Source organism: Sphingomonas fucosidasi (genome assembly GCF_036663855.1).
Classification (GTDB): Bacteria; Pseudomonadota; Alphaproteobacteria; order Sphingomonadales; family Sphingomonadaceae; genus Sphingomonas; species Sphingomonas faeni_B.
On the sequence record NZ_JAXOJR010000001.1, the window covers coordinates 269510 to 291447 of the forward strand.

Annotated in this window: 19 protein-coding genes; 9 read left to right on the top strand and 10 right to left on the bottom strand. The window is 67.1% G+C overall.

The window, feature by feature from the left end; translation table 11 throughout:
- The first annotated feature begins 2 nt into the window (after nucleotides 1–2).
- From U1737_RS01335 to U1737_RS01350, 4 genes are all read left to right on the top strand, one after another.
- A complete protein-coding gene (locus U1737_RS01335) occupies nucleotides 3–734 on the top strand; it encodes a biotin--[acetyl-CoA-carboxylase] ligase (RefSeq protein WP_332795625.1) in 732 nt (243 codons plus the stop codon).
- Between the two features lie 10 nt (nucleotides 735–744).
- Nucleotides 745–1521, top strand: a complete 777-nt coding sequence (locus U1737_RS01340) for a type III pantothenate kinase (RefSeq protein ID WP_332795295.1) — start codon at nucleotides 745–747, stop codon at nucleotides 1519–1521.
- A 63-nt stretch (nucleotides 1522–1584) separates the two neighbouring features.
- Nucleotides 1585–3222 (top strand): ribonuclease J, encoded by a 1638-nt coding sequence (locus tag U1737_RS01345; RefSeq protein ID WP_332795296.1) that lies wholly within the window; start codon nucleotides 1585–1587, stop codon nucleotides 3220–3222.
- A 4-nt stretch (nucleotides 3223–3226) separates the two neighbouring features.
- The gene (locus tag U1737_RS01350) at nucleotides 3227–3508 is read left to right on the top strand and encodes a DUF1467 family protein (RefSeq protein ID WP_248520993.1); all 282 of its coding nucleotides are present in this window, start codon (nucleotides 3227–3229) and stop codon (nucleotides 3506–3508) included.
- A gap of 151 nt (nucleotides 3509–3659) precedes the next feature.
- Here the strand turns inward: U1737_RS01350 and U1737_RS01355 are convergent, their stop codons facing one another.
- Entirely contained in the window at nucleotides 3660–4439 is a 780-nt protein-coding gene (locus U1737_RS01355; RefSeq protein ID WP_332795297.1) for an SDR family oxidoreductase, read from the bottom strand.
- A gap of 97 nt (nucleotides 4440–4536) precedes the next feature.
- Nucleotides 4537–6822 carry a coiled-coil domain-containing protein gene (locus U1737_RS01360; RefSeq protein WP_332795298.1) on the bottom strand — a complete coding sequence of 762 codons (2286 nt, stop codon included), beginning with the start codon at nucleotides 6820–6822 and terminating at the stop codon, nucleotides 4537–4539.
- 292 nt (nucleotides 6823–7114) lie between these two features.
- On the opposite strand from U1737_RS01360, the gene U1737_RS01365 reads away from it, so the two are divergent.
- The 3 genes from U1737_RS01365 to U1737_RS01375 are packed head-to-tail and all read left to right on the top strand — an operon-like array spanning nucleotide 7115 to nucleotide 10802.
- Nucleotides 7115–8296 (top strand): hypothetical protein, encoded by a 1182-nt coding sequence (locus U1737_RS01365; protein ID WP_332795299.1) that lies wholly within the window; start codon nucleotides 7115–7117, stop codon nucleotides 8294–8296.
- A gap of 35 nt (nucleotides 8297–8331) precedes the next feature.
- Nucleotides 8332–9426, top strand: a complete 1095-nt coding sequence (locus tag U1737_RS01370; RefSeq protein ID WP_332795300.1) for a DUF2336 domain-containing protein — start codon at nucleotides 8332–8334, stop codon at nucleotides 9424–9426.
- Nucleotides 9423–10802: a sensor histidine kinase gene (locus tag U1737_RS01375; RefSeq protein WP_332795301.1), complete on the top strand. Its 1380-nt coding sequence runs from the start codon at nucleotides 9423–9425 to the stop codon at nucleotides 10800–10802. The genes U1737_RS01370 and U1737_RS01375 overlap by 4 nt, the downstream gene beginning before the upstream one ends.
- Here the strand turns inward: U1737_RS01375 and U1737_RS01380 are convergent.
- From U1737_RS01380 to gltX, 3 genes are read right to left on the bottom strand one after another with little or no spacing between them, the layout of a single operon-like run.
- Nucleotides 10776–10979, bottom strand: a complete 204-nt coding sequence (locus U1737_RS01380; protein ID WP_332795302.1) for a hypothetical protein — start codon at nucleotides 10977–10979, stop codon at nucleotides 10776–10778. The genes U1737_RS01375 and U1737_RS01380 overlap by 27 nt on opposite strands.
- Nucleotides 10979–12262: a citrate synthase gene (locus U1737_RS01385; protein WP_332795303.1), complete on the bottom strand. Its 1284-nt coding sequence runs from the start codon at nucleotides 12260–12262 to the stop codon at nucleotides 10979–10981. The genes U1737_RS01380 and U1737_RS01385 overlap by 1 nt, the downstream gene beginning before the upstream one ends.
- Before the next feature lie 25 nt (nucleotides 12263–12287).
- Nucleotides 12288–13718, bottom strand: a complete 1431-nt coding sequence (gene gltX, locus U1737_RS01390) for a glutamate--tRNA ligase (RefSeq protein ID WP_443027063.1) — start codon at nucleotides 13716–13718, stop codon at nucleotides 12288–12290.
- A gap of 90 nt (nucleotides 13719–13808) precedes the next feature.
- Here gltX and U1737_RS01395 point away from each other — a divergent pair, with 90 nt between their 5' ends.
- Complete coding sequence (locus U1737_RS01395) at nucleotides 13809–16088, top strand: ComEC/Rec2 family competence protein (protein WP_332795626.1); 2280 nt, start codon at nucleotides 13809–13811, stop codon at nucleotides 16086–16088.
- Between the two features lie 323 nt (nucleotides 16089–16411).
- Here the strand turns inward: U1737_RS01395 and lexA are convergent, their stop codons facing one another.
- Both lexA and U1737_RS01405 read right to left on the bottom strand, forming a co-directional pair.
- Complete coding sequence (gene lexA, locus U1737_RS01400; protein WP_332795305.1) at nucleotides 16412–17086, bottom strand: transcriptional repressor LexA; 675 nt, start codon at nucleotides 17084–17086, stop codon at nucleotides 16412–16414.
- 68 nt (nucleotides 17087–17154) lie between these two features.
- On the bottom strand, nucleotides 17155–18336 hold the full coding sequence (locus tag U1737_RS01405; RefSeq protein WP_332795306.1) for a molybdopterin molybdotransferase MoeA: 1182 nt from the start codon (nucleotides 18334–18336) through the stop codon (nucleotides 17155–17157).
- Between the two features lie 499 nt (nucleotides 18337–18835).
- Between U1737_RS01405 and U1737_RS01410 the strand changes: the two genes are divergently transcribed.
- Nucleotides 18836–19573, top strand: a complete 738-nt coding sequence (locus tag U1737_RS01410; RefSeq protein WP_332795307.1) for an energy transducer TonB — start codon at nucleotides 18836–18838, stop codon at nucleotides 19571–19573.
- Between the two features lie 92 nt (nucleotides 19574–19665).
- On the opposite strand, the gene moaC is transcribed toward U1737_RS01410, so the two are convergent.
- The 3 genes from moaC to trpD are packed head-to-tail and all read right to left on the bottom strand — an operon-like array spanning nucleotide 19666 to nucleotide 21900.
- A complete protein-coding gene (gene moaC / locus U1737_RS01415) occupies nucleotides 19666–20133 on the bottom strand; it encodes a cyclic pyranopterin monophosphate synthase MoaC (RefSeq protein WP_332795308.1) in 468 nt (155 codons plus the stop codon).
- Nucleotides 20130–20906, bottom strand: a complete 777-nt coding sequence (trpC, locus tag U1737_RS01420) for an indole-3-glycerol phosphate synthase TrpC (RefSeq protein WP_332795309.1) — start codon at nucleotides 20904–20906, stop codon at nucleotides 20130–20132. The genes moaC and trpC overlap by 4 nt, the downstream gene beginning before the upstream one ends.
- A 1-nt stretch (nucleotide 20907) precedes the next feature.
- The gene (gene trpD, locus U1737_RS01425; RefSeq protein WP_332795310.1) at nucleotides 20908–21900 is read right to left on the bottom strand and encodes an anthranilate phosphoribosyltransferase; all 993 of its coding nucleotides are present in this window, start codon (nucleotides 21898–21900) and stop codon (nucleotides 20908–20910) included.
- Nucleotides 21901–21938: the final 38 nt, after the last annotated feature.

Below are 21938 nucleotides of genomic sequence, written 5' to 3' on the forward strand. Positions count from 1 at the left end.
GCATCATCCGCACCGTCGCGGAGACAGGATCGACCAACGCCGACCTGCTGGAGCTTGCACGCGGCGGTGCCGAGGACGGTTTTTGGTTGCGCGCGATCCGGCAGACGGCGGGGCGGGGGCGGCTTGGGCGCGAATGGTCGTCGCCCGAGGGTAACCTCTACGCCAGCACGCTGGTCCGGTTGCGACCGACCGATCCGCCGGCCGCCAGCCTTGCGCTGGTCGCCGCGGTCGCCTTGCAGGAAACCGTGTCGACCTTTCTCGTCGCCGGGATCTGCCAGGGCACGACGGATGAGAGCGAAACGCTGGTCCTGAAATGGCCCAACGACCTGCTGCTTGCCGATGCCAAGCTGTCGGGCATCCTGCTCGAACGTGCGGATAACGCGGTAATCGTCGGCTACGGCGTCAACATCGCGTATCACCCTGATTTGCCGGACCGTGTGACGACCGATCTGGCCGCGCACGGCGTGGTGGTCGATCCGGCGATGTTCCTCGACATTCTCGCCGACAGTTTCGCGCGCTGGATCGGCCGGTGGCGCACTGAAGGCATTGCCCCAGTCCGCGAGCGCTGGGTCGATTGCGCGCACCCCGCCGGGACCGCGCTCACCGCTCGGCTTCCCGATGGCAGCGGGATCGATGGCCTGTTCGTCGGGCTCGACACCGACGGCGCGCTGATCCTCCGCTTGGCGTCTGGCGAGCGGCGTGTCATTCACGCTGCAGACGTCTTCCTGCTTTGAGGCCCCGCTGATGCTGCTCGCGATCGATGCTGGCAATACCAATGTCGTGTTCGCGCTCGTCGAGAGCGGCGAGATCGTCGCGCGCTGGCGGATCGCGACCGATCCGCGGCGCACGGCGGACGAGTATGCGGTGTGGCTGAGCCAGTTGATGCAACTCGGCGGGCATGATCGCACCGCGGTCGAGGGCGTGATCGTCGCCACCGTCGTCCCACGCGCACTGCACAATCTCCAGGTGCTCGCGTCGAAATACTTCGACACCGACGCGCTGATCGCCGGCCATGCACCGGTCGAATGGGGCATCGCGATCGACGTCGACGAGCCGGCCTCGCTCGGCGCCGACCGTGCGGTCAACACGATCGCCGCGCACGCACTGCATCCGGGCGATCTGATCGTGATCGATTTCGGCACCGCGACCACGTTCGACGTCGTCGACTATAGCGGTGCGTACAAGGGCGGGATCATCGCGCCGGGGATCAACCTGTCGCTCGACGCGCTGGTGACCGCCGCCGCGAAACTCCCGCGGATCGCGATCGAGGCGCCGACCGACACCAGCGTCATCGGGCTCAACACCGTCTCGCAGATGCACATCGGCATCTATTGGGGCTATGTCGCGATGATCGAGGGGCTGGTCGCGCGGATGAAGCGCGAGATCGGCCGTCCCGTGAAGGTCGTCGCCACCGGCGGCCTCGCCACCTTATTCGAGAAACAGACCGACGTGTTCGACGTCATCGAAGCCGACCTGACGATCCAGGGGCTGGCGATGATGTGGGATCGTCACCATATCTAGGGCCATTGGGCTCGCGCCGACCGGCCTGCGGGCCATATTCCTGTATAATCCTGAAAGTAATCAATGACTCCGAAGAACGAACTCCTTTTCTGTGGCCTTGGCGGCTCCGGCGAAATCGGCATGAACGTCAACCTGTACGGGTGCCAGGGCAAGTGGGTGATGGTCGATCTCGGCATCACCTTCGCCGATCCGCAATATCCCGGCGTCGACGTGATCCTGCCCGATCTGTCCTTCATCGAGGACCGAATCGACGACCTGCTCGGCATCGTCATCACGCACGGCCATGAGGATCATATCGGCTCGCTGCCGTATCTCGCCGAAGACCTCGGCGTGCCGATCTATGCGACGCCGTTCACGATGGGCCTCATCCGCGGCAAGCTCGAGGAAGAGGGCATCGCCAATCGCGTGAAGCTCAAGATGATCCCGATGGGCGGCAATTTCCAGCTCGGGCCGTTCGGCTTCACCTTCGTCGAGATGTCGCATTCGATCCCCGAGGCGAACGCACTGCTGATCGACACGCCTTATGGTCGCGTGTTCCACACCGGCGACTGGAAGCTCGATGCGAACCCGGTGATCGGCAACCCGACCAAGCCCGAGGGCTTCATGGCGATCGGCGACAAGGGCGTCGACGTCCTCGTTTGCGACTCGACCAACATCTTCAACACGACCGCATCGGGCAGCGAGAGCACCGTGCGAAAAGGTCTGTTTGAGGAGGTGAGCAAGGCCAAGGGCCGGGTTATGATCACCAGCTTCGCGTCGAACGCCGCGCGGCTGCACACGTTCGGTGAAGTCGCGAAGGAAACCGGGCGCAAGCTGTGCGTAACCGGGCGTTCGCTCGACCGGATCATCAAGGTTGCACGCGCGACGGGCTATCTGAAAGATTTCCCTGACACGATCAGCCCTGACGAGGCGATGCGGCTGCCTAAGAACAAGGTCCTGGTCATCGCGACCGGCGGCCAGGGCGAGGAGCGCGCGGCGCTCGCGCGCGTCGCCAATGGCAGCCACACGATCACGCTCGACGCCGACGACACGGTGATCTTCTCGTCGAAGCAGATCCCGGGCAACGAGGTCCAGATCGGTCGCATCCAGAACACGCTGGCGGCCAAGGGCATCCGCATGATCACCGAGCGCCAGGCGCATGTCCATGTGTCGGGTCATCCGGGTCAGCCGGAACTCGCGCAGATGTACGACTGGCTTCGGCCCGACGTGCTCGTGCCGACGCACGGCGAGATGCGCCACATGATGGAGCATGCGCGCTTCGGGCTCGAGCAGGGCATTCCGCGCGCGATCGTGCAGAGCAATGGCGACATCATCCGTTTGGCGCCCAAGGGCCCGGCGAAGATCGGCAATGCGACGGTCGGGCGTCTGGTGCTCGACGGCGACGTGATCCTGCCGGCGGACGGCGCGACGCTGAGCGAGCGGCGCAAGCTGGCGATCAACGGCCAGATTTCGGTCGGTGTTGCGCTCGGCAAGGACGGCCGGATGGTCGGCCAGCCGCAGGTTCGGGTGCAGGGTGTGCCGGTCGAGGAAGACCGTGCGGCGTTCATCGCCGACGCGGTCCAGGCGGCGGCCGACACGGTGCGCGGCGGCAAGCGCGAGAGCGAGAAGATGCGCGAGCAGATTCGTCTTGCGGTACGCAAGGTCGCCAAGCGCTGGACCGGCAAGCAGCCGATCGTCGACGTCCTGCTGATCGAGGGCTGAGCCGATGCGCTGGACCTCGGCACTCGCGATCTACGTCCTGTTCTGGGCGTTCTCGGTGTTTCTGGTCCTGCCATTCGGGGTGAAGACGACGCGCGAGGTCGGGGGCGAGCACGTCCCCGGCCAGGCCGAGAGCGCGCCGCATGAGTTTCGCTCGGGGCGGACTGCGTGGCGGGTGACGGTGGTGGCGACGGTGTTGTTCGTGTTGTTCCAGCTGAACTATCACTATGGTTGGATCTCGCCGCAGAGCGTCGACCTGTTCGACCGCGGCAATATGGTCACACGCTGAGAGAACCCTCACGATCCTCCCCCGCCAGGGGGAGGTGGCACCGAAGGTGACGGAGGGGGAGGACACGGAACAGCGGTTTTCGCTTACCTCCCCCTCCGTCTGGCAAGTGCCATCCACCTCCCCCTTGCGGGGGAGGATCGTGATAGGGCCGTTACCCCGGCGACGCCGCTGACCCGGCCAGCAAGCCGCCATCGATATTGATCTCGGTCCCCGTGATATACGTCGCCTCGTCCGACGCCAGCATCACCGCAACCGCGGCAACCTCGTCGGGCATCCCGAACCGCTGCAACGGCGTATCCGCTACCAGCGCCGCCATCCGAGCCTCCCGGTCCGGACCATCCCCGAGCATCGGCTCCCAGATCGGCGTCAGGATCGCCGCCGGATGCACCGAGTTGCAGCGGATCTTCCACCCCTGCTGCGCGCAATACAGCGCCACCGTCTTGCTGTGATTGCGGATCGCCGCCTTCGACGACGCATAGGCCGCAGCGAGGGGAATGCCGACCAGCCCGGACCGTGACGAGATGTTGATGATCGAGCCGGTCCCCGCCGCCTTCATCGCGCCGATCGCATAACGGCAGCCGAGGAACGTGCCGTCCAGATTGACCGCATGGACCGCGCGCCAGTCCGCCAGGCCCGCATGCTCGGGATCATGTGCCACCATGCCGTGCTCGAACCCCGTCACGCCGGCATTGTTGACGACCACGTCGGCGACCGGGACGATCTCCGACAGTCGTTGCCAGTCCGCCTCCTCGCGGACGTCCAGCTTTTCGAACCGGCAGCCGATTGTCGCCGCAGTGTCCGCTCCGGCGGTTTCATCGATATCGGTGACGATAACGATAGCGCCCTCGTCATGGAAGCGCTCGGCGATCGCGCGGCCGATGCCCCGCGCTGCGCCGGTAACGACGCACGTCTTTGTATTCAGTCTTGGCATGCAAGCCTCGAAGTTTTGAGTCCGGTCGGCGGATTGCTCCGCTGGCGAGGGCCGCGTTAGCGGTGCCGCTGGATCATTTCGAATACTCCTGTTCGACTCAGCGCAGGCGCTCGATCGCCTGCGCCAGCGCGACATACAGCTTGCCCATGTCCGACGACAGCAACGTCACCCCGAGCGGTGACCCGTCGCGCTGCGTCAGGATCGCGCGGAGCATTGCCTCGAAGTCGTGGATGTAGCGGTTCACCATCTCGCGGAACGCTTCGTCGTCGTCGTAGAGACCGGCGATCTCGCGGACTTCGCTCGCATCGAGTATCCGCACCGCGCGACGCGTGAAGACCCCGCGGTCGCCCTTGAGATACGCCCCCCAGGCGCTGTCGGAGATCTCCGGCGCGATCGCCTTGGTGATGTCGATTGACGCGGAGTTGAGCGATTCGATCAGCAACGAAACGCGGCGCGCGAAGGTGTCGTTGTCCGCGTCCTCGCGCTCCGTCCGCGCCTCTTCAATCCGCGTTTCGACGATTGCGGTCTGGTCTACGATCGCCTCGACTTGGAGCGCAAGGCGCTCGGTCGCGCCGGTTGCGGCCTCGACGGCTGCGTCGGTCGCGTCGGTGAGCGCCTTGACCTGCCGCTCCACCGTGTCGTTGGTCGCACGGCGCATCGCGTCGGCGCTGGCGGCGCCCAGCGCGGCTGCGGCTTCGGGAATGACCTTCGACAGCGTCTCGCGCGCCTTGTCGGCCGCGACCGCGGCGGTTTCGCGGACGCGGTGGAGCGCTTCGATCAACTGCGGCGCGGCGTCTTCGGCGAAATGCTGAGTCCGGCCGATTGCCTCGTCGACCATCTGCCCCAAGGCATCGGCTTTCGCGCGACCGGTGTTCAGCGTGTTGAGCAGGTCGGTCGACAGCGTATCGAGCACCTGGCGCTGTTCGCCGATGACGCCCGCGATCGCCTCGATCGCGTCGTGCGTGCTCTCCGCCGCGGTGACGAGCGCGAGCAGTTCGGGCCGCGCCGAGACGACGATGCTCTTGCTGGCGAGCACGTGCGAATCGAGCCGGCCAAGCGCTTCGGGCATCGTCTCGTCGATCTCACGTGCGGCTGCGTCGAGCGCGACCAGGAGCGTTTCGGTCGTCGTGATGGTCCGGTGTGCCATCTCGTCGCCGGTGCGCAAAGCCTCGGTCATCGCGTCGGCGGAGCCGCCCAGCGCGCTGATCGAGGCGGCGAGGCCCTGGGTGCGCTCGGTGCCGTGGCGGTGGAGTGCCTCGATCCGCGTCTCGACTTCGCCGAGCCCAGTGTGAAGGTCGTCGACGATCCGCTCGCCGGCGTTGCGTTGCAGGTCGAGGCGGATCGCGACCCGCTCGATCGCGTCCTCGACGGTGGCGATCCGGCGGGCGAGCGCTTCGGCGCTGTCGCGGGCGGCGCTGTCGAGCGCGGCCTGGTTCGCGCCGACCATCGCCAGCATCGCGTCGCCCTGCGCGGCGATGCTCTTGCGGGCTTCGTCGACCGCATCGGCAGTGCGATTGAGCAGCGCATCGACCGCGCCGGACATCCCGTCGGTGACCGATTCGAGGTGCGCGCCCGCGGTCTGGCTGGTCGCCTCCATGCGGACGATGTGCGCGGCAAGGCGTTGCGCCGCGCCGCTCGCCATAGTGTCGGCATCGCGGCCGCGCTCGGCGAGCGCGACGATCTGCGCGTCGAGCGCAGCGGCATGCTCGCTCGCGGACAGCCCGGTGCGTTCGAGCCGCTTGGCGACGTCGTCGATATCCGCCTGCGCGCGGGGGAGGGTGGCGATCAGCACGCCGAGGCTGGTCTGCGCGCCCGCAGTCGAGGTGGCGAGGTTGCGCGCGTGCGCGGCGGCCTGGTCGATCTCGGACACCATGCCGCGGCCGATCGCGGCGAGCTGTTCGGTCGCGCCGCCACCCATCGCCATCAGCGCGTCGAGCTGCTGGGCGAGTTGGACGCGGTTGGCGTCGATCGTGTTCGACAAAGCGGCGACGGTGCGTTCCAGGCTCGCGGCCTCGTCGCGCATCGCCTGTGCGGTGATACCGAAACGGCGGGCCTCGGTACGGCTGGTACGCATCGCGAGCAGCCAGACGATGCCGACGAGCGCGGGGACGATGCAGAGAGCGGCGATGAACTGGACGAGAGCGACCGGCTCGATCGTGCCGAGCGAGCCGCGTGCAAGCCAGAGCATGCCAGCGAGCCAGACGACCACGACAGCCACGGCGATACCCGCGTAAAGAGGTCCGCGTTCTTGCGCAGGCACTTGATAAACCTCGTCGAAACTATGTTCGGTGACGGCTTCGGACATATTTTCTATCACCGGATCCATCACGATATCCGCGCGAATGGGATGGGCATTGCCTGCCGAGGCGCGAAACCCGATCATTGACGAACCCCCGTTCATGAACATCGGAAGTATCATGGATTGTCGCCCGACAAAACGGATGATGCGACGGTTCGCCGAACATCCGTCCGGTAAGCGGGGCGACACAGCGTATGATCGTGGCGGCATCGACAGGAGCGGCGGTCGGTACATGCAATAAACTCGCCGCGATGCGGAGGGTTTCGTCACCTCGGCCGGGTGTTTCTCGCCCGCAACGTCGAACCGAACCAAGATGCGGGGCGGTTCGGCCGAACGCGGGCTTTGCAGGACGGCGTGTACCGCCTAACAGCCTGCGATGCTTGCCGGTCTATTATTTGCAATACACGACGCCGACGATCGTCCCGATCGTCTGGCCGCGACCCTGCCGTTCAGCGGCGTCACGCTTATCGAGTATCAGGCGCGACTGCTGATCGCAGCCGGCGTGTCGCAGGTGATCGTCGTCGTCGCGCGGATGACCCCCGAACTGCTCGGCGCGATCAACCGCATCGGTCGGCGCGGCGTGAGCGTCGATACGGTGCGCTCCGCGACCGAGGCGGTCGAGAAACTTCACCCCCTCGCGCGCGTGCTGATGCTCGGCGACGGGCTGGTCACCACCGAGGCGATCGTCAAGGCGATGGCGGGCGAGGAAGGCGATTGCCTGCTCGTCGTCCCCGAAGGCGATGCGGGGCCCGGCTTCGAGCGCGTCGGCGGGCAGATGGCCTGGGCCGGCGTCGCGCGGCTGAGTTCGAGCCGGATCGCCGAGGTGGCGGCGTTGCCCCAAGATTACGATCTGCAGTCCTCTCTGCTGCGATTGGCCGTTCAGTCGCGCGCGATCCATGTCCTGCTCCCCACCGACGCGGTGCGTGGCGGGCACGGGATCGAGCGTCAGGCGCGGACGCTGGAGGAGCGCGGGCGCGCGGTGCTGATGACGATCGTGTCGGGACGCCGCGGCTGGTTCGACCGCTTCGTACTCGCGCCGATCGCGCGGCTGGCGTTGCCGCTGCTCGTCGATCGCGGCGCGGCGGGGACGAGCGTCGGTGCGGCCGGGCTGGCGCTCGGCATCGCCGGGCTGGTGACGATCGGCTTCGGGCTGTCGTCGATCGGGCTGTTCGTTGCGTTGATCGGCAGCATCGCGCTGGCGCTCGGCTCGGTGTTGAGCGGCCTTCGCGACGAGGCACCGATGGCACGCTGGCAGACGCTTGTGATCGCCGGCGTCGTCGCAGCGGCGATCCTGGTATTCGCGTTCTTCGTCAGCGGCTATGCGGGCGACAACACCGCGCTGGCGATCGGCACCGCGACGGTCGCGATCGGTGGACTGGCCGAACGCGCGATACTCGAGCGCGAGCGACGGCTGTGGTGGGGCAGTCCGGCGGCCTATCTGCTGGTCGTCGCAGTGTTCGCGCTGATTGGCTTCCCGGTGTTCGGGCTTGGCATGACGGCGGTCTATGCGACCGCTACGCTGGCGGCGGCAATCGAGCGATTGCGTCGCGCGCCTTAGGCGTACCTTAACGACCGGAGGCTAAGCACGGGATCATGTCGGTCGGCCCAACGATGCAAGACGCTATGCCGTCCTACGATCCCGTGCAGCGAGCCGAGGCCGCGCGCCTGCGGGCCGAGACGCGGCTGGCCGGGACGATCACCGATTTTTTCCTCGATGCGGAAGCACGGATCGACGATCGCACGCGGCTGATGCTGGCACAGGTGCTCGGCGCGATCGTCGGGGCGATCGAATGGGATATCCGGCGACATGCGGCGCGGTTGCTGGCCGGTGTCGGCGCGACGGAGGCAGGCGAGGCGATCCTGAAGGCAGGCGTGGGCACCGTCCTGCAACGGCTGACCCGCGCGGGTCTGCTGCGTGACGAAGACTTGATGGACGAACTGATCGCCCGCGTCCGCCACGATCTGATCGCGGCGTCGCTGCCTGTCGAGATAGCGGAACCCGACGAGGCGAGCTTGCTCGTACGTTTGGCCGGTGTACCCGACAGCGTCGTGGCGTCGTCGGCATCGGCATTGCTCGCGGCCGAAAGTCGGCGGCGGGTAGCGAATGAGCAGGGTGCGGTCGGAGGCAGCGAACTGCCCGCGGAGCTGCACCACCGACTGGTCTGGTGGGTGGCCGCAGCGATCCGCGACGGCTTGACGTCGGCGACTCGCGAGAGCGACCGCGCGATCACCGATGCCGCACAGCGCAGCCTGGCGGCACATGACGAGGGTGAGCGGCCCGATGCGGTGGCGGCACGGCTCGCGGCGGCGCTCGATGCGCGGCCCAATGAGTTGCCGGCGGTGCTGGTCGAATCGATCGGCGACCGGCGGCTGTCGCTGTTCGTCGCGGTGCTGGCGCATGCGCTGGGTATCGCGTTCGATCAGGCGCGGGCGATCACGCTCGATCCCGAGGGCGACCGGCTTTGGCTTGCCCTACGTGCGCTCGACATAAATCGGCCGACGATTGCCAGGATCGGCCTGGCTCTGTCCGAGGCGGATCCGAGGCGCGACATCGAACAGTTCGCGGACGCGCTCGACGCGATCGTTTCGATCGGTGTGGAGGATGCGCGCGCGTCGATCGCGCCGCTTGCGCTCGACCGTAATTTTCGGATGGCGTTGCGCGCGCTGGCGCGTACGGAACGGCGATGAGTCTGTTCGATCCATCGACCGAAAGCCCGATCGCGCACGGCATCGTCGCGCCCGATGGATCGCTCTCGTTCGCGGACCCGGCATTGATCGCACTCAACCAGCGGGCCGGCGGGATGCGCGGGGCGCCGCTCGCCGTGCCGCAGCTGGCGACGATCGTGCGGCTTGCGCGGCGACTGGGCATCGTCGTGTCGCGTGGCGTGGTGGTCGCCGACGACGAAGGCGATGTCGATCTCTGGGTGCGTGCGCAACCGGATGGCGAGAATGTACGGCTGACGGTCAGCGGTTGGCGCGAGATCGCCGCGTGGCGTCCGACCCGCCCTGCACCGGGTGCGCCGGATGATTTTTTCGGCAGCGATACCGATTGGCGGTGGGAGACCGACGCGGCGTTGCGGCTGACGTTCGTGACGCTGGATGCCGGGCCGAAGCATGGTTTCGACGCGTTCGCGCTGCTCGGCCAGCCGCTGACGGCGATGTTCGCGCTCGATACCGGAACCGACGGGACGTTGCCGATCCTCGATTCGCTCGCCCGGCGCCGGCCGATGACGGCGCAACCCGCGCGGCTGCGGAGTTCTGGGCGCGCGGTGACACTGACCGCGACCGTTCGGCACGATGCCTCGGGGGATTTCGCGGGGTTCGTCGGCACGGCGCGGATGGTGGTCGAGGACGTCGCACCGCCCGCCGAACCTGCGACGCTGTCGCCGACCTTCACGAGTGGCCTCGACAAGGCGTTGCGGATTCCCCTCGCGCGGATCGTCGCCAACGCCGACAGCATCAATGCGCAGGCGGATGGCCCGGTGCAGGGCGACTATGCCGATTACGCGGCAGATATCGCCAGCGCCGGGCGCCATCTGCTCGAACTGGTCGATGATCTTGTCGATCTCCAGGCGGTCGAGCGCCCGGATTTCACGCTGCTGCCCGAGCCGATCGACCTTGCCGATGTCGCGCGTCGCGCGGCGGGGCTGTTGTCGGTTCGCGCGGCCAATGCCGACGTCACGATCGCGCGACCACCGGTCGACATGCGCGTCGCCGCGCTCGGCGATTTCCGGCGCGTGTTGCAGATCCTCGTCAACCTCGTCGGCAACGCGGTGCGCTATTCGCCGCGCGGCGCGCAGGTGATCGTCACCGTGACGCGCACCGAAAGCCACGCGGTCGTCGTGGTGGCCGACAAGGGCAAGGGCGTCGCGCCCGAGGATCAGGTCCGGATCTTCGAGAAGTTCGAACGGGTCGACCCGTCGGAGGCCGGCGGCAACGGGCTCGGCCTGTACATCGCGCGGCGGCTTGCGCGGGCGATGCAGGGGGATCTCACGGTCGAGAGCGCACCCGGCGAAGGCGCGCGCTTCGTCCTGACGCTACCGGCGGATCCGGCGCGCCACTAATATCAGCGCGAGGCCGAACGCGGCGAGGAACGCGCCGCGGTCCGCCCATGGCCGCTGATCGAGCATGAAGCTCGACTGCGGCCAATGGACGTAACCCAGCCCCTGGCCGATCCAGAGCAGACCCATCAGCGCGCTGAGCACGCCGACGACCATGAGGATCGGCCGGAGCGTCGTCATCAGCGTGACGCCATCGGGACGTAATCACGCGCAGTCGGGCCGCTGTAGAGCTGGCGCGGACGGCCGATCTTCTGGTCGGGATCGGTGATCATCTCGTTCCACTGCGCGACCCAGCCGACCGTGCGGGCAAGCGCGAAGAGAACGGTGAACATCGAGGTCGGGAAGCCGATCGCCGACAGGATCACGCCCGAATAGAAATCGACGTTCGGGAACAGCTTCTTCTCGATGAAGTACGGATCGTTGAGCGCCAGACGCTCGAGCTCGATCGCGACGTCGAACACGGGGTCGGTGACGCCCAACTCGCCGAGCACTTCCTTGACGGTCGTCTGCATGACGGCCGCGCGCGGATCGTAGTTCTTGTAGACGCGGTGGCCGAAGCCCATCAGGCGGAACGGATCGTTCTTGTCCTTGGCGCGGGCGATATACTCGGGGATGCGGTCGACCGTGCCGATCTCATGCAGCATGTTGAGCGCGGCTTCGTTCGCGCCGCCATGCGCGGGGCCCCACAGGCAGGCGATGCCGGCGGCGATGCACGCGAACGGGTTGGCGCCCGACGAACCGGCGAGACGGACGGTCGAGGTCGACGCGTTCTGCTCGTGATCGGCGTGGAGGATGAAGATGCGGTCCATCGCCTTTTCGACGATCGGGTTCACGACATACTTCTCGGCCGGTACGCCGAACGTCATCTTCAGGAAATTGCCGGTGTAGCTCAGCGTGTTGTCCGGATAGACGAACGGCTGGCCGACGCTATACTTGTACGCCATCGCGGCGATCGTCGGCATCTTGGCGATCAGGCGATGCGACGCGATCACGCGCTGTGCCGGATCGTGGATGTCGGTCGAATCGTGATAGAAGGCCGACAGCGCGCCGACGACGCCGCACAGGATCGCCATCGGATGCGCATCGCGGCGGAAGCCGCGGAAGAACTGCGCGAGCTGCTCGTGCACCATCGTGTGGCGCGTGATCGTGTTCGAGAAGTTCGCCAGCTCGTCTTCGCTCGGCAGTTCGCCGTTGAGCAGCAGGTACGCGACTTCCATGAAGTTCGACTGTTCGGCCAGCTCGCCGATCGTGTAGCCGCGGTGCAGCAACGTGCCCGCGTCACCATCGATATAGGTCAGCTTCGACTGGCACGACGCCGTCGAGGTGAAACCCGGATCATAGGTGAAATTGTCCGTCTGTGCGTACAGCTTGCGGATATCGATGACGTCGGGTCCGACCGTGCCGGACATCACCGGATAATCGAAATCCTTGCCGTCGACCTTGAGGGTTGCGGTCTCGCTCATGCTTGTATCCTTCCTCGAAATCTTATCAGCTAGCCATCCGGTCGGCGATCCGACCGAGGCTCTCGTCGCGCCCGAGCAGGTCGAGCACGTCGAATATTCCCGGCGACGTCTTGCGTCCCGTCAGTGCGGCACGAAGCGGCTGTGCGACCTGCCCGAGCTTGACGCCCCGGGCTTCGGCCACGCGCCGTACCGCACCTTCGAGCGCTTCCGTATCCCACTTGTCGAGCGCGTCAAGTTCAGCATGCGCATTCGCCAAAATCGCACTCGCTTCACCCTGTAAAAGGCTCGCCGCGGCGTCATCCATCGCCAAAGGACGCTGGCTGAACAGAAAATTCGATCCTTCGGCCAGCTCGTTCAGGTTTGCTGCACGGGGCTTCAGGACCGGCATCGCGCGAGTCAGAAGCGCCAATCCGCCGTCCGGCAAACCGTGACCGAGCCGGTCGGCGGCAAGCTGCGCCAGCCGCGCGTCGTCGGCTTCGCGGATGTAGTGGCCATTGAGATTCTCGAGCTTTTTCAGATCAAAGCGCGAGGGCGACTTGCCGACGCCGGATAGGTCGAACCACTCGACCGCCTGCTCGCGGCTGATGATCTCGTCGTCGCCGTGACCCCAGCCGAGCCGGAGCAGGTAATTATCGAACGCCTCGGGGAGAATGCCCATCTCGTCGCGATACGCCTCGATGCCGACCGCGCCGTGACGCTTCGACAGCTTTGCGCCGTCGGGGCCGTGGATCAGCGGGATGTGCGCGTAGATCGGCTCGGGCCAGCCCATCGCGCGGTAGATCGGCAACTGGCGGAACGCGTTGTTGAGATGATCGTCGCCGCGGATGACGTGGGTGACGCCCATGTCGTGATCGTCGACGACAACGGCGAGCATGTAGGTCGGCGTACCGTCCGAGCGGAGCAGGACCAGGTCGTCGATCTCTTCGTTCTTGACCGTGACGGCGCCTTGTACGCGGTCCTCGATCGTGACGGCACCTTCCTGCGGGGCGCGCAGGCGGACGACGTGGGGCAAGTCGGGGGCTTCGCTCGCCGGTCGATCGCGCCACGGGCTGCGGATGCGGAGCGGCTTCTTCGCGGCCTGCGCCTCGGCGCGCATCGCGGCGATTTCGTCATTGGTCATGTAGCAGCGATAGGCGTGGCCGTTCGCGACCATCTCGTGCGCGACCTGTGCGTGACGCTCGGCGCCGGCGAACTGCATGACGACGTCGCCGTCCCAGTCGAGCCCCAGCCAGCGCATCCCGTCGATGATCGCGTCGATCGCCGGCTGGGTCGAACGGACCCGGTCGGTATCCTCGATCCGCAGCAGGAACTTGCCCCCGTTCGCCTTTGCGAACAGCCAGTTGAACAGCGCGGTGCGCGCGCCGCCGAGATGCAGGAACCCCGTCGGCGACGGAGCGAAACGGGTAACCACGGGTGCGGCCGAATTGGCGGTGCCCGTATCAGATATTGCGCCCAACCGCGGGTGCTCCCAGACTGATGAAACAATGGAGAAACGATGGCCATGACAGCCGTCGCCGCCCCTAGCATGCGTCCTTGGCGGCGACAAATGGGCGTGCCGCGATGGGGGGCTGTCGTTGGGCTTGCTGTCGTCGGGCTGGCCGTGGAGCGCTGGCTGGAGACGGAGCGCGACCAGCTGGTGTTGTGGCTGCCAGTGATGCTCGGGGGCGGCATCGCATTGTGGTTTGCGTTGCCGGACCCGGCAGCGTGGTGCGTCGCGGTGCTGCTGTTGGTCGCAGGCGGGTTGGCAGGTCTGGCCGTGGGGCAGGGCGGGCGTGCGGCGCGCGCGCTGTCTATCGGGTTTCTGACGACTGCGCTGGGGCTCGGGCTGATCTGGGCGCGATCGGAATGGGTGGCGCGGCCGGTTCTGGGCGGTCCGACGATCGCGCGTTTCTCGGCGAAGGTCGAGGCGATCGAGCCGCTGGTGGCGCGGAAGTTGGTTCGGTTGACGGTATTGCCGATTGGGAAGGGGGTCGAGACCGACGGGCAGCCGGTCGCCTTGCCGTACCGCGTCCGCGTCAATCTGGCGGAAGCGGATGCGCCGAAGCTGCTGGGGACGGGGGCGGTCATCCAGTTGCGGGCACGGCTGATGCCACCGCCGCTACCCGCGGTGCCGGGCGCGTACGACTTTGCGCGCGTCGCGTGGTTTGGCGGGATCGGTGCGACGGGGCGCGGTTTCGCACCGGTGGTCGTGACGAGGTCGAGCGAATTGGGTGCCGGCATCCGCGTCGCGCTGTCGCATCACATCGTATCGCGACTCGACGGCAGCGCGGGCGGTATCGCGGCGGCGCTCGCAACCGGCGACGTCGGCGCGATCAGCGAGGAGGATTCGGAGGCGATGCGCCGGGCGGGGCTCGCGCATCTGCTGTCGGTGAGCGGGTTGCACATCACCGCGGCGGTTGCGGCGACGATGCTGATCGTGTTGCGTCTGCTGGCGCTCAGTCCGTGGCTGGCTTTGCACGCCCGCCTGCCGTTGATTGCCGCGCTGGCCGGGGCGGCGGCGGCGATTGGTTACACGTTGCTGACCGGGAGCCAGGTGCCGACGATCCGGTCGTGCGTCGCGGCGTTGCTGGTGCTGGCGGCGCTGGCGATGGGACGCGAGGCGATGACTTTGCGGCTCGTCGCAGCCGGCGCCGCGTGCGTGATGCTGGTCCTGCCCGAATCGGCGGCCGGGCCGAGCTTTCAGCTCTCGTTTGCGGCGATCACCGCGATCATGGCGTTGCACGAACATCCGGTGATCCGCGCGTTCTTCGGCCCGCATGACGAGGGGCGCGGGCGTAGACTCGCGCGCGGCGTCGCGTCGCTGCTGCTGACGGGGCTGCTGGTCGAATTCGCGCTGATGCCGATCGCGGTCTATCATTTCCACAAGGCGGGCCTGTACGGCGCGTTCGCCAACATCGTCGCGATCCCGCTGACGACGTTCGTAGTGATGCCGCTGGAGGCGTTGGCGTTGCTACTCGACGCTGGCGGCCTGGGCGCACCGGTCTGGTGGCTGGTGCAGCGGTCGCTCGATGCGCTGCTATGGTTGGCCCATATCGTCGCCGACGCGCCGGGTTCGGTACGATCCTTGCCCGCAATGCCGACGCCAGCATTCGCGCTGATGGTGATCGGCGGTATCTGGATTGCGTTGTGGCGGACGCGGTTGCGCCGACTGGGACTGCTGCCGCTCGCCGCCGGTGCGATCTGGGCGTTGACGACACCTGCACCCGATGTTCTCGTTACCGGTGACGGCCGCCACGTGGCGGTGCGGACGGCGGCGGGACTGGCTATGCTGCGCGACCGGGCCGGCGATTATACGCGCGACATGCTCGCCGAGAATGGCGGGGTGGATGGTGAGCCACTCCTGCTTGCGGACCAGCCCGATGCACGATGCAGCCGCGATCTGTGCGTCACCGATATCGCCGCGCGAGGACGGATGTGGCGGATCCTTGCGACGCGCAGCGCTTATATGGTGCCGATCGGCGAACTTATTTCCGCGTGTCGTAGCGCCGACGTCGTGGTCAGCGAACGCGGTCTGCCTAAACGTTGCGTGCCGCGGTGGCTGAAGCTGGATCGCCGTGTTCTGCGTCGGACAGGCGGGGTCGCGCTGACCTTGGGGACCGGGACGGTCGTCACGATACTGACTGCAGGCGATCGCCATCCCTGGCGCGATCCGCCCGTCCTCAAACGTCCTGCGCATATTTTGAGATCGCGGCACGCTCGGTTTCAAGATGAGACGTCTGGATTTCGGGCCGTCCAAGGCCGCAGGAAGTACGATGTTCACGCAACGGCGCAAAGGCGCGCCGGTGATGGCGATCGGGAGACCATCCCGAACTCCATGAAGGATTGAGCAGCCTCGTCGCCTTGACCGCTTCGAGGTGGAAGTAGGCGTCCCCCAAAACGCAACATCTCCGCGCCCTTGCGCCTTCGCGTGATCCAAATCACCAGCGGACGCGCGCGCTGGCCGGCCGATAAATTTTCACGCGGAGACGCGGAGACGCGGAGGCGCGGAGCAGTGTCTTAGACGACGAACCGGACCAGGTTAGAGACTATCCGGCCGTCCCTCCCGCGGTCATTTTAAAGCGCAAGGTTCTACCCAACCGAAAAACCTCCGCGGCTCCGCGTCTCCGCGCGAACATATTCTTTATGCTGCGCAGAGTAGGCGCTGGCAGCTCAATCGTAGCGGCGGAGGATGCCGGAGAGTTTGCCTTGCACGCGGACTTGCGCGGGGGCGTAGCGTTGGGGGTCGTAGGCGCGGTTGGCTGGGTCGAGGCGGACCATGGCGCCTTCGCGGCGGAAGTATTTGAGCGTGGCTTCGCTGTCTTCGATCAGGGCGACGACGATCTCGCCGTCGCGAGCGGTCTCGGTGCGGCGGATCAAGGCGTAGTCGCCGTCGAGGATGCCGGCTTCGACCATCGAGTCGCCGGAGACTTCCAGCGCGTAATGTTCGCCGGTGCCGAGCAACGCGGCGGGGACGGCTAACATCGTGCTGCCCTCGAACGCCTCGATCGGGACGCCAGCGGCGATGCGGCCGTGGAGGGGGATCTCGATGACGTCGTTGGCCGGTTGCGGCGTGGCGGCGGTGGGGGCCGCCTTGACGTTCGAGGTCTTCGATGGCGCCTTTTTCTCCGCACGCTCCGGCATGCGCAGCACTTCGAGTGCGCGCGCGCGGTTGGGCAGGCGGCGGATGAAGTTGCGCTCCTCGAGCGCGCTGATCAGACGGTGGACGCCCGACTTCGACTTGAGGTCGAGCGCGTCCTTCATCTCCTCGAACGACGGCGAGACGCCGGTTTCGTTGAGGCGATCGTTGATGAAGCAGACGAGTTCGTGCTGCTTGCGCGTGAGCATAGCGGTTCTCCGTCCGGAACAGACTGGGAACTTCTATGGAACATAATTAACGCCGTCAAGCGTCCGTATCACGCGATAACGAGGATTTCCGCCGATTCGCCTTCGTATGCCACCGGCGCGTTGCCGGGGCGGACGATGAGGCACGTCGAGCGGGCCAGCGTCAGCAGCATCGAGCTGTCCTGGATCGTCGAGGCATAGGCTTTGCCGTCGCGGAGTTCGGCACGGAGATAGTCGGTGCGGGCGTTATTGGCGGGGAGGTCTTCGCCGAGCAGTGCGTGCGTCGACTGAGGGAGCGGGTCGCGCGCGCCGGCCATGTGCGCGACGACCGGCTTCACGAACAGCGTGGCGGTGACGAACGCGGAGACCGGGTTGCCGGGGAGGCCGAGCACCATCATCTCGCCGATCCGGCCGGCCATCATCGGCTTGCCGGGGCGCAGCGCGATCCGCCAGAAATCTATCGTGCCGCCGGCCGCCTCGATTGCGGGGCGGACCAGGTCGTGATCGCCCACCGACGCGCCGCCTGTAGTGACAAGGAGGTCGGCTTGGACGCTGGCGAACGCGTCGCGGAGGATTTCGAGATTGTCGGGGAGAATTCCGAGGTCGATGATGTCGACGGGCATGTCGGCGAGCATTGCCGCCAGCATGATGCCGTTCGATTCGGGCAGTGCGACGCCGTCGGTCGTGGAGCCGGGGGGGACGAGTTCGTCGCCGGTGGCGGCGACGGCGACGCGGACGCGGCGGTTGACGGTCAGGCGGCCGTGGCCGCCGGTCGCGGCGACGGCGATGCGCGCCGGGCTGAGGCGGTCGCCGGCGGCGATCAGGCGGGTGCCGGTTGAGAAGTCGAGGCCTTTGCGGCGGGTGTTGCGGCCGAATGTCGGCGGACCTTCGCCGGCTAGGGTCAGGGTGGCGCCGTCGCGCTCGGCCTCTTCCTGGACCATGACGGTGTCGGCGCCTTCGGGTATCGCGGCGCCGGTGAAGATGCGTGTGGCTTGGCCGGGGGCGACTTTGCCGGGGAAGGGGCGGCCGGCGGCGCTTTCGCCGATGACTTTCCAGGGGCCGGGGAGGTCTTCGAAGCGGATCGCGTAGCCGTCCATTGCCGAGAGGTCGGCGGCCGGCTGCGTGCGGCGGGCGAGGATGTCCTCCGCGGCCCAGCGGCCGGCTGCTTCGCGTAAGGGGACGGTCTCGTGGCCGACGCGAGGGGCCATGGTGAAGAGGCGGGTCTGGGCTTCGGCGACGGGGACTAGGGTCATGAAGGCTCTGTTTCCGGGCAGTTCTGAAGGGTGAAGTGTAGGAAGTATAGCCGCTAGGAGCGGTTTGGCGGTTTGTGCTTTGGGGCGCGAATAAGGGGGAAGCGCGGGGTGCGGGGGTATGTTCCATGCTCTGTCACGGGTTCCGGGTGTAGGACAGGTGTTGTTGGCTGAGCGAGGGGGGCGGCGGGCCGTTGAGGGCGCTTTGGGCTGATCGATTTCGAACGGTTGCTACCGCCTCCTTGTTCTCCCGCGAAGGCGAGAGTCCAGTGTGGGTCCCCGCCTTCGCGGGGAAGCAAAGGGTTGGGCGGATGGCGGTTGCTATAATGTTGGCGTTCCCAATTGGGCCTCGGCCTTCGCCGGGGTGGATTTGGGGGACTGTTTTCTTCCGGGCGGGCTAGGCTGCGGGTGATCGTCTAACGCGTCCCTCGAACCTCCAGCCAGCGAGGGTTCATCCTTTACGGGGCTTTGTTTGGGGGGAAAGAGACACCAGATCAGTATGATGACACGCAATCAGCCGCGGGCGATAGACAGGATCGGGGCGGCGACGGGCGCGGTCCTGGTGTCGGGGTTGCTGGGCTATGCGCTGATCTATGGGTTGGTGGTGCCGCTGCCGGCGGCCGTCACGGACGCGTTGAAGGTGTTCAGCGTGGCGCCGCCTCCGCCGCCGCCGCCCGAGGAGAAGGTCAGGCCTCGGCCTTCGCCTAGTCGCAAGCCCGAGGGGGCCGCGTCGCCGCCGAACCTGAAGTCGAAGGCTACCGAGGTCGTGGCGCCGCCGCCGATCGTGCCGACTGTGGTGCCGCCGCCGGTCGTCGTGGCGGAGAAGGCTGGGGTGGGTGCGCAGGCGACTTCGGGGGCTTCGAACGTTCGCGGGCCGGGGACCGGGAGTGGCGGGATCGGCAATGGAACCGGGAGCGGAGGGTATGGCGATGGCGACGGCGGTGGGGGTGAGGAGACGCCACCCGAGTGGCGCAGCGGGCGGTTGCGGGACTCGGACTATCCGCGCGAGGCCGCCGAGACCGGGATCCGGGGGCGGGTGTTCGTGCGGTATCTGGTCCAGACCAATGGGCGGGTGTCGCGGTGCCGGGTGACACGGTCTAGCGGGAGCCGGGTACTGGATGATCTGACGTGTCGGTTGATCGAGCAGCGGTTTCGGTATGACCCTTCGCTCGATGCGGCGGGGCGGCCGGTGGAGTCTACGATCGTGGAGAGTCACGACTGGTCTATGGATGGGGATTGAGGGGGCTTAAGGTGAGCGCGTTCTGCTTGGCTTGCCCTCACCCTCGCCGCCTTTGGCGTCTTTCCCTCTCCCCTTTGGGAGAGGGTTCCTTGTTACGCGGTCCAGTTGCCGGATTTGCCGCCGGATTTTGCTCGGACGCGGATGTCGCTGAGGACCATTGTTTTGTCGATGGCCTTGGCCATGTCGTAGATCGTGAGGAGCGTTACGGTGGCGGCAGTGAGGGCTTCCATCTCGACGCCGGTCTTGCCTTCGGTCGAGGCGGTGGCGGTGGCGGTTACGCCGGTTTCGTCGGCGACCAGCTCGATCTCGACCTTGGTCAGCGGGAGCGGGTGGCAGAGGGGGATCAGGTCGCTGGTGCGTTTGGCGGCCATGATGCCAGCGACGCGGGCGACCGCGAGGACGTCACCTTTTTTCGCGGTGCCGGCCCCGATCGCGGCGGCGGCTTCGGCGGACATGGTGATGCGGCCGGAGGCGATGGCTTCGCGGGCGGTGACGGCCTTGCCACCGACGTCGACCATCCTTGCCGCGCCGGCTTCGTCGATGTGGGTTAAGCCGGTCAACCCACTAGCGCCCGCGTTGCGGCTTCGACGTCGTCCTGCCGCATGAGCGCTTCGCCGATCAGGAAGCAGCGGATGTCGTGCTCGGCCATCGCGTCGAGTTCAGCGCGGGTCGTGAGTCCGCTCTCGGCGACGAAGGTGCAATCCTTGGGCGCCTTGCCGACGAGGTCGTAGGTGCGCTGGAAATCGACGGTGAAGTCGCGCAGGTCGCGGTTGTTGACGCCGATCAGACGCGACTTGAGCCGTAGCGCGCGCTCCATCTCGTGCGCGTCGTGGACCTCGACCAACACGTCCATGCCGCATTCGAGCGCGGACGCCTCGATCTCGGCCATCTGGACGTCGTCGAGCGCGGCGACGATGATCAGGATGCAGTCCGCACCGATCGCGCGCGCCTCGGTCGACTGCCACGGATCGACCATGAAGTCTTTTCGCAGGACCGGGATCGAGACGGCGTCGCGGGCCGCGGTCAGATAGGCGTCGGAGCCTTGGAACCACTTTTCATCGGTGAGGACGGATAGGCATGCGGCACCACCCGCTTCGTAGGCTCGGGCGTGGGCGACGGGATCGAAGTCTGCGCGGATCAGGCCTTTCGAGGGGCTTGCCTTCTTGACCTCGGCGACCAGCGCGTAGCCGGTCTTCGCGTCTAGTGCGGCGCGGAAACCGCGCGGCTTCGACATGCGGGCGATGCCGGCGTCGATATCGGCGAGCGAGGTCGTGGCTTTACGCGCAGCGACTTCGGCGCGCTTGGTCTCGAGGATACGGTCGAGCATGGTCATGTCAGTAGGCGATCCAGCGGGCGAGCAGCGCGTCGGCGCTGCCAGTGTCGAGGGCGGCGGCGGCTTGCGCGGCGCCTTCGACGAGAGTGGGGACGGTGCCGGCCACCATCAAGGCGGCGGCGGCGTTGAGCAGGACGGCGTCGCGGTAGGGTCCCGCCTCGCCCTTGAGCAGGCGGCGGAGCGCGTCGGCATTGTGGGCCGCATCGCCGCCACGGATATCGGTGATCGCGTGGCGGGTGAGGCCGGCGTCTTCGGGTGTGATCCTGGGGGGGAGCGCGACGCTGCCGACCGACGCGACGATGCTGGGCCCGGCGCCGGAGAGTTCGTCGAGGCCCTCTTCGCCCGAGACCACCAGAGCGGCTTCGGTGCCGAGTTGCTCCAGCGCGTCGGCATAGAGCGCGACGTAATCGGGGCGGGCGATGCCGATCAGCTGGCGGGTGGTGCCGGCCGGGTTGGCGAGCGGGCCCATCAGGTTGAAGATCGTGCGCTTGCCGATGCGCTGGCGGATCGGGGTGATGCGCTTCATCGCCGGGTGGTGGTTGGCGGCGAACAGGAAGGCGATGCCGATCTCGTTGAGGCTCGCCTCCGCGGTGGCGCCGGCGCGGTCCATGTCGAGGCCGAGCACTTCCAGCGTGTCGGCAGCGCCGGCCTTGCTGGAGGCGGCGCGGTTGCCGTGCTTGGCGACGGGGACGCCGGTTGCGGCGACGACGAGCGCGACGGCGGTCGAGACGTTAAGCGTGTGGTGGCCGTCGCCGCCGGTGCCGCAGACGTCGATCGCGCCGGCGGGCGCGTCGATCGGGATCATCCGGTTGCGGAGCGCGCGGGCGGCTTCGGCGATCTCGATGCTGGTCTCGCCGCGGGTGGCGAGATCGGTGAGAAAGGTGGCGATCGCGTCGTCGCTGGCGCGTGCGTCGAGGATGTCGGCGAACGCCTCGCGGGCGGACTCGCGCGAGAGGGGGGAGGACGGGTCGGGGAGGAGGGTCATCGTAGCCATACTAGCACAGTCATGCCGGGCTCGTTCCGGCATCCACC

Excerpts from the sequence above, each read along its gene's own strand:
- U1737_RS01395 (WP_332795626.1), top strand. The coding sequence starts at position 13,809 with ATGGGCGTGCCGCGATGGGGGGCTGTCGTTGGGCTTGCTGTCGTCGGG.
- lexA (WP_332795305.1), bottom strand. The coding sequence starts at position 17,086 with ATGCTCACGCGCAAGCAGCACGAACTCGTCTGCTTCATCAACGATCGC.
- trpC (WP_332795309.1), bottom strand. The coding sequence starts at position 20,906 with ATGACCATGCTCGACCGTATCCTCGAGACCAAGCGCGCCGAAGTCGCT.
- U1737_RS01350 (WP_248520993.1), top strand. The coding sequence starts at position 3,227 with ATGCGCTGGACCTCGGCACTCGCGATCTACGTCCTGTTCTGGGCGTTC.
- U1737_RS01340 (WP_332795295.1), top strand. The coding sequence starts at position 745 with ATGCTGCTCGCGATCGATGCTGGCAATACCAATGTCGTGTTCGCGCTC.
- trpD (WP_332795310.1), bottom strand. The coding sequence starts at position 21,900 with ATGGCTACGATGACCCTCCTCCCCGACCCGTCCTCCCCCCTCTCGCGC.
- U1737_RS01405 (WP_332795306.1), bottom strand. The coding sequence starts at position 18,336 with ATGACCCTAGTCCCCGTCGCCGAAGCCCAGACCCGCCTCTTCACCATG.
- U1737_RS01375 (WP_332795301.1), top strand. The coding sequence starts at position 9,423 with ATGAGTCTGTTCGATCCATCGACCGAAAGCCCGATCGCGCACGGCATC.
- U1737_RS01370 (WP_332795300.1), top strand. The coding sequence starts at position 8,332 with ATGTCGGTCGGCCCAACGATGCAAGACGCTATGCCGTCCTACGATCCC.
- U1737_RS01360 (WP_332795298.1), bottom strand. The coding sequence starts at position 6,822 with ATGATCGGGTTTCGCGCCTCGGCAGGCAATGCCCATCCCATTCGCGCG.
- U1737_RS01410 (WP_332795307.1), top strand. The coding sequence starts at position 18,836 with ATGACACGCAATCAGCCGCGGGCGATAGACAGGATCGGGGCGGCGACG.
- U1737_RS01345 (WP_332795296.1), top strand. The coding sequence starts at position 1,585 with ATGACTCCGAAGAACGAACTCCTTTTCTGTGGCCTTGGCGGCTCCGGC.
- U1737_RS01385 (WP_332795303.1), bottom strand. The coding sequence starts at position 12,262 with ATGAGCGAGACCGCAACCCTCAAGGTCGACGGCAAGGATTTCGATTAT.
- U1737_RS01355 (WP_332795297.1), bottom strand. The coding sequence starts at position 4,439 with ATGCCAAGACTGAATACAAAGACGTGCGTCGTTACCGGCGCAGCGCGG.
- U1737_RS01365 (WP_332795299.1), top strand. The coding sequence starts at position 7,115 with ATGCTTGCCGGTCTATTATTTGCAATACACGACGCCGACGATCGTCCC.
- U1737_RS01380 (WP_332795302.1), bottom strand. The coding sequence starts at position 10,979 with ATGACGACGCTCCGGCCGATCCTCATGGTCGTCGGCGTGCTCAGCGCG.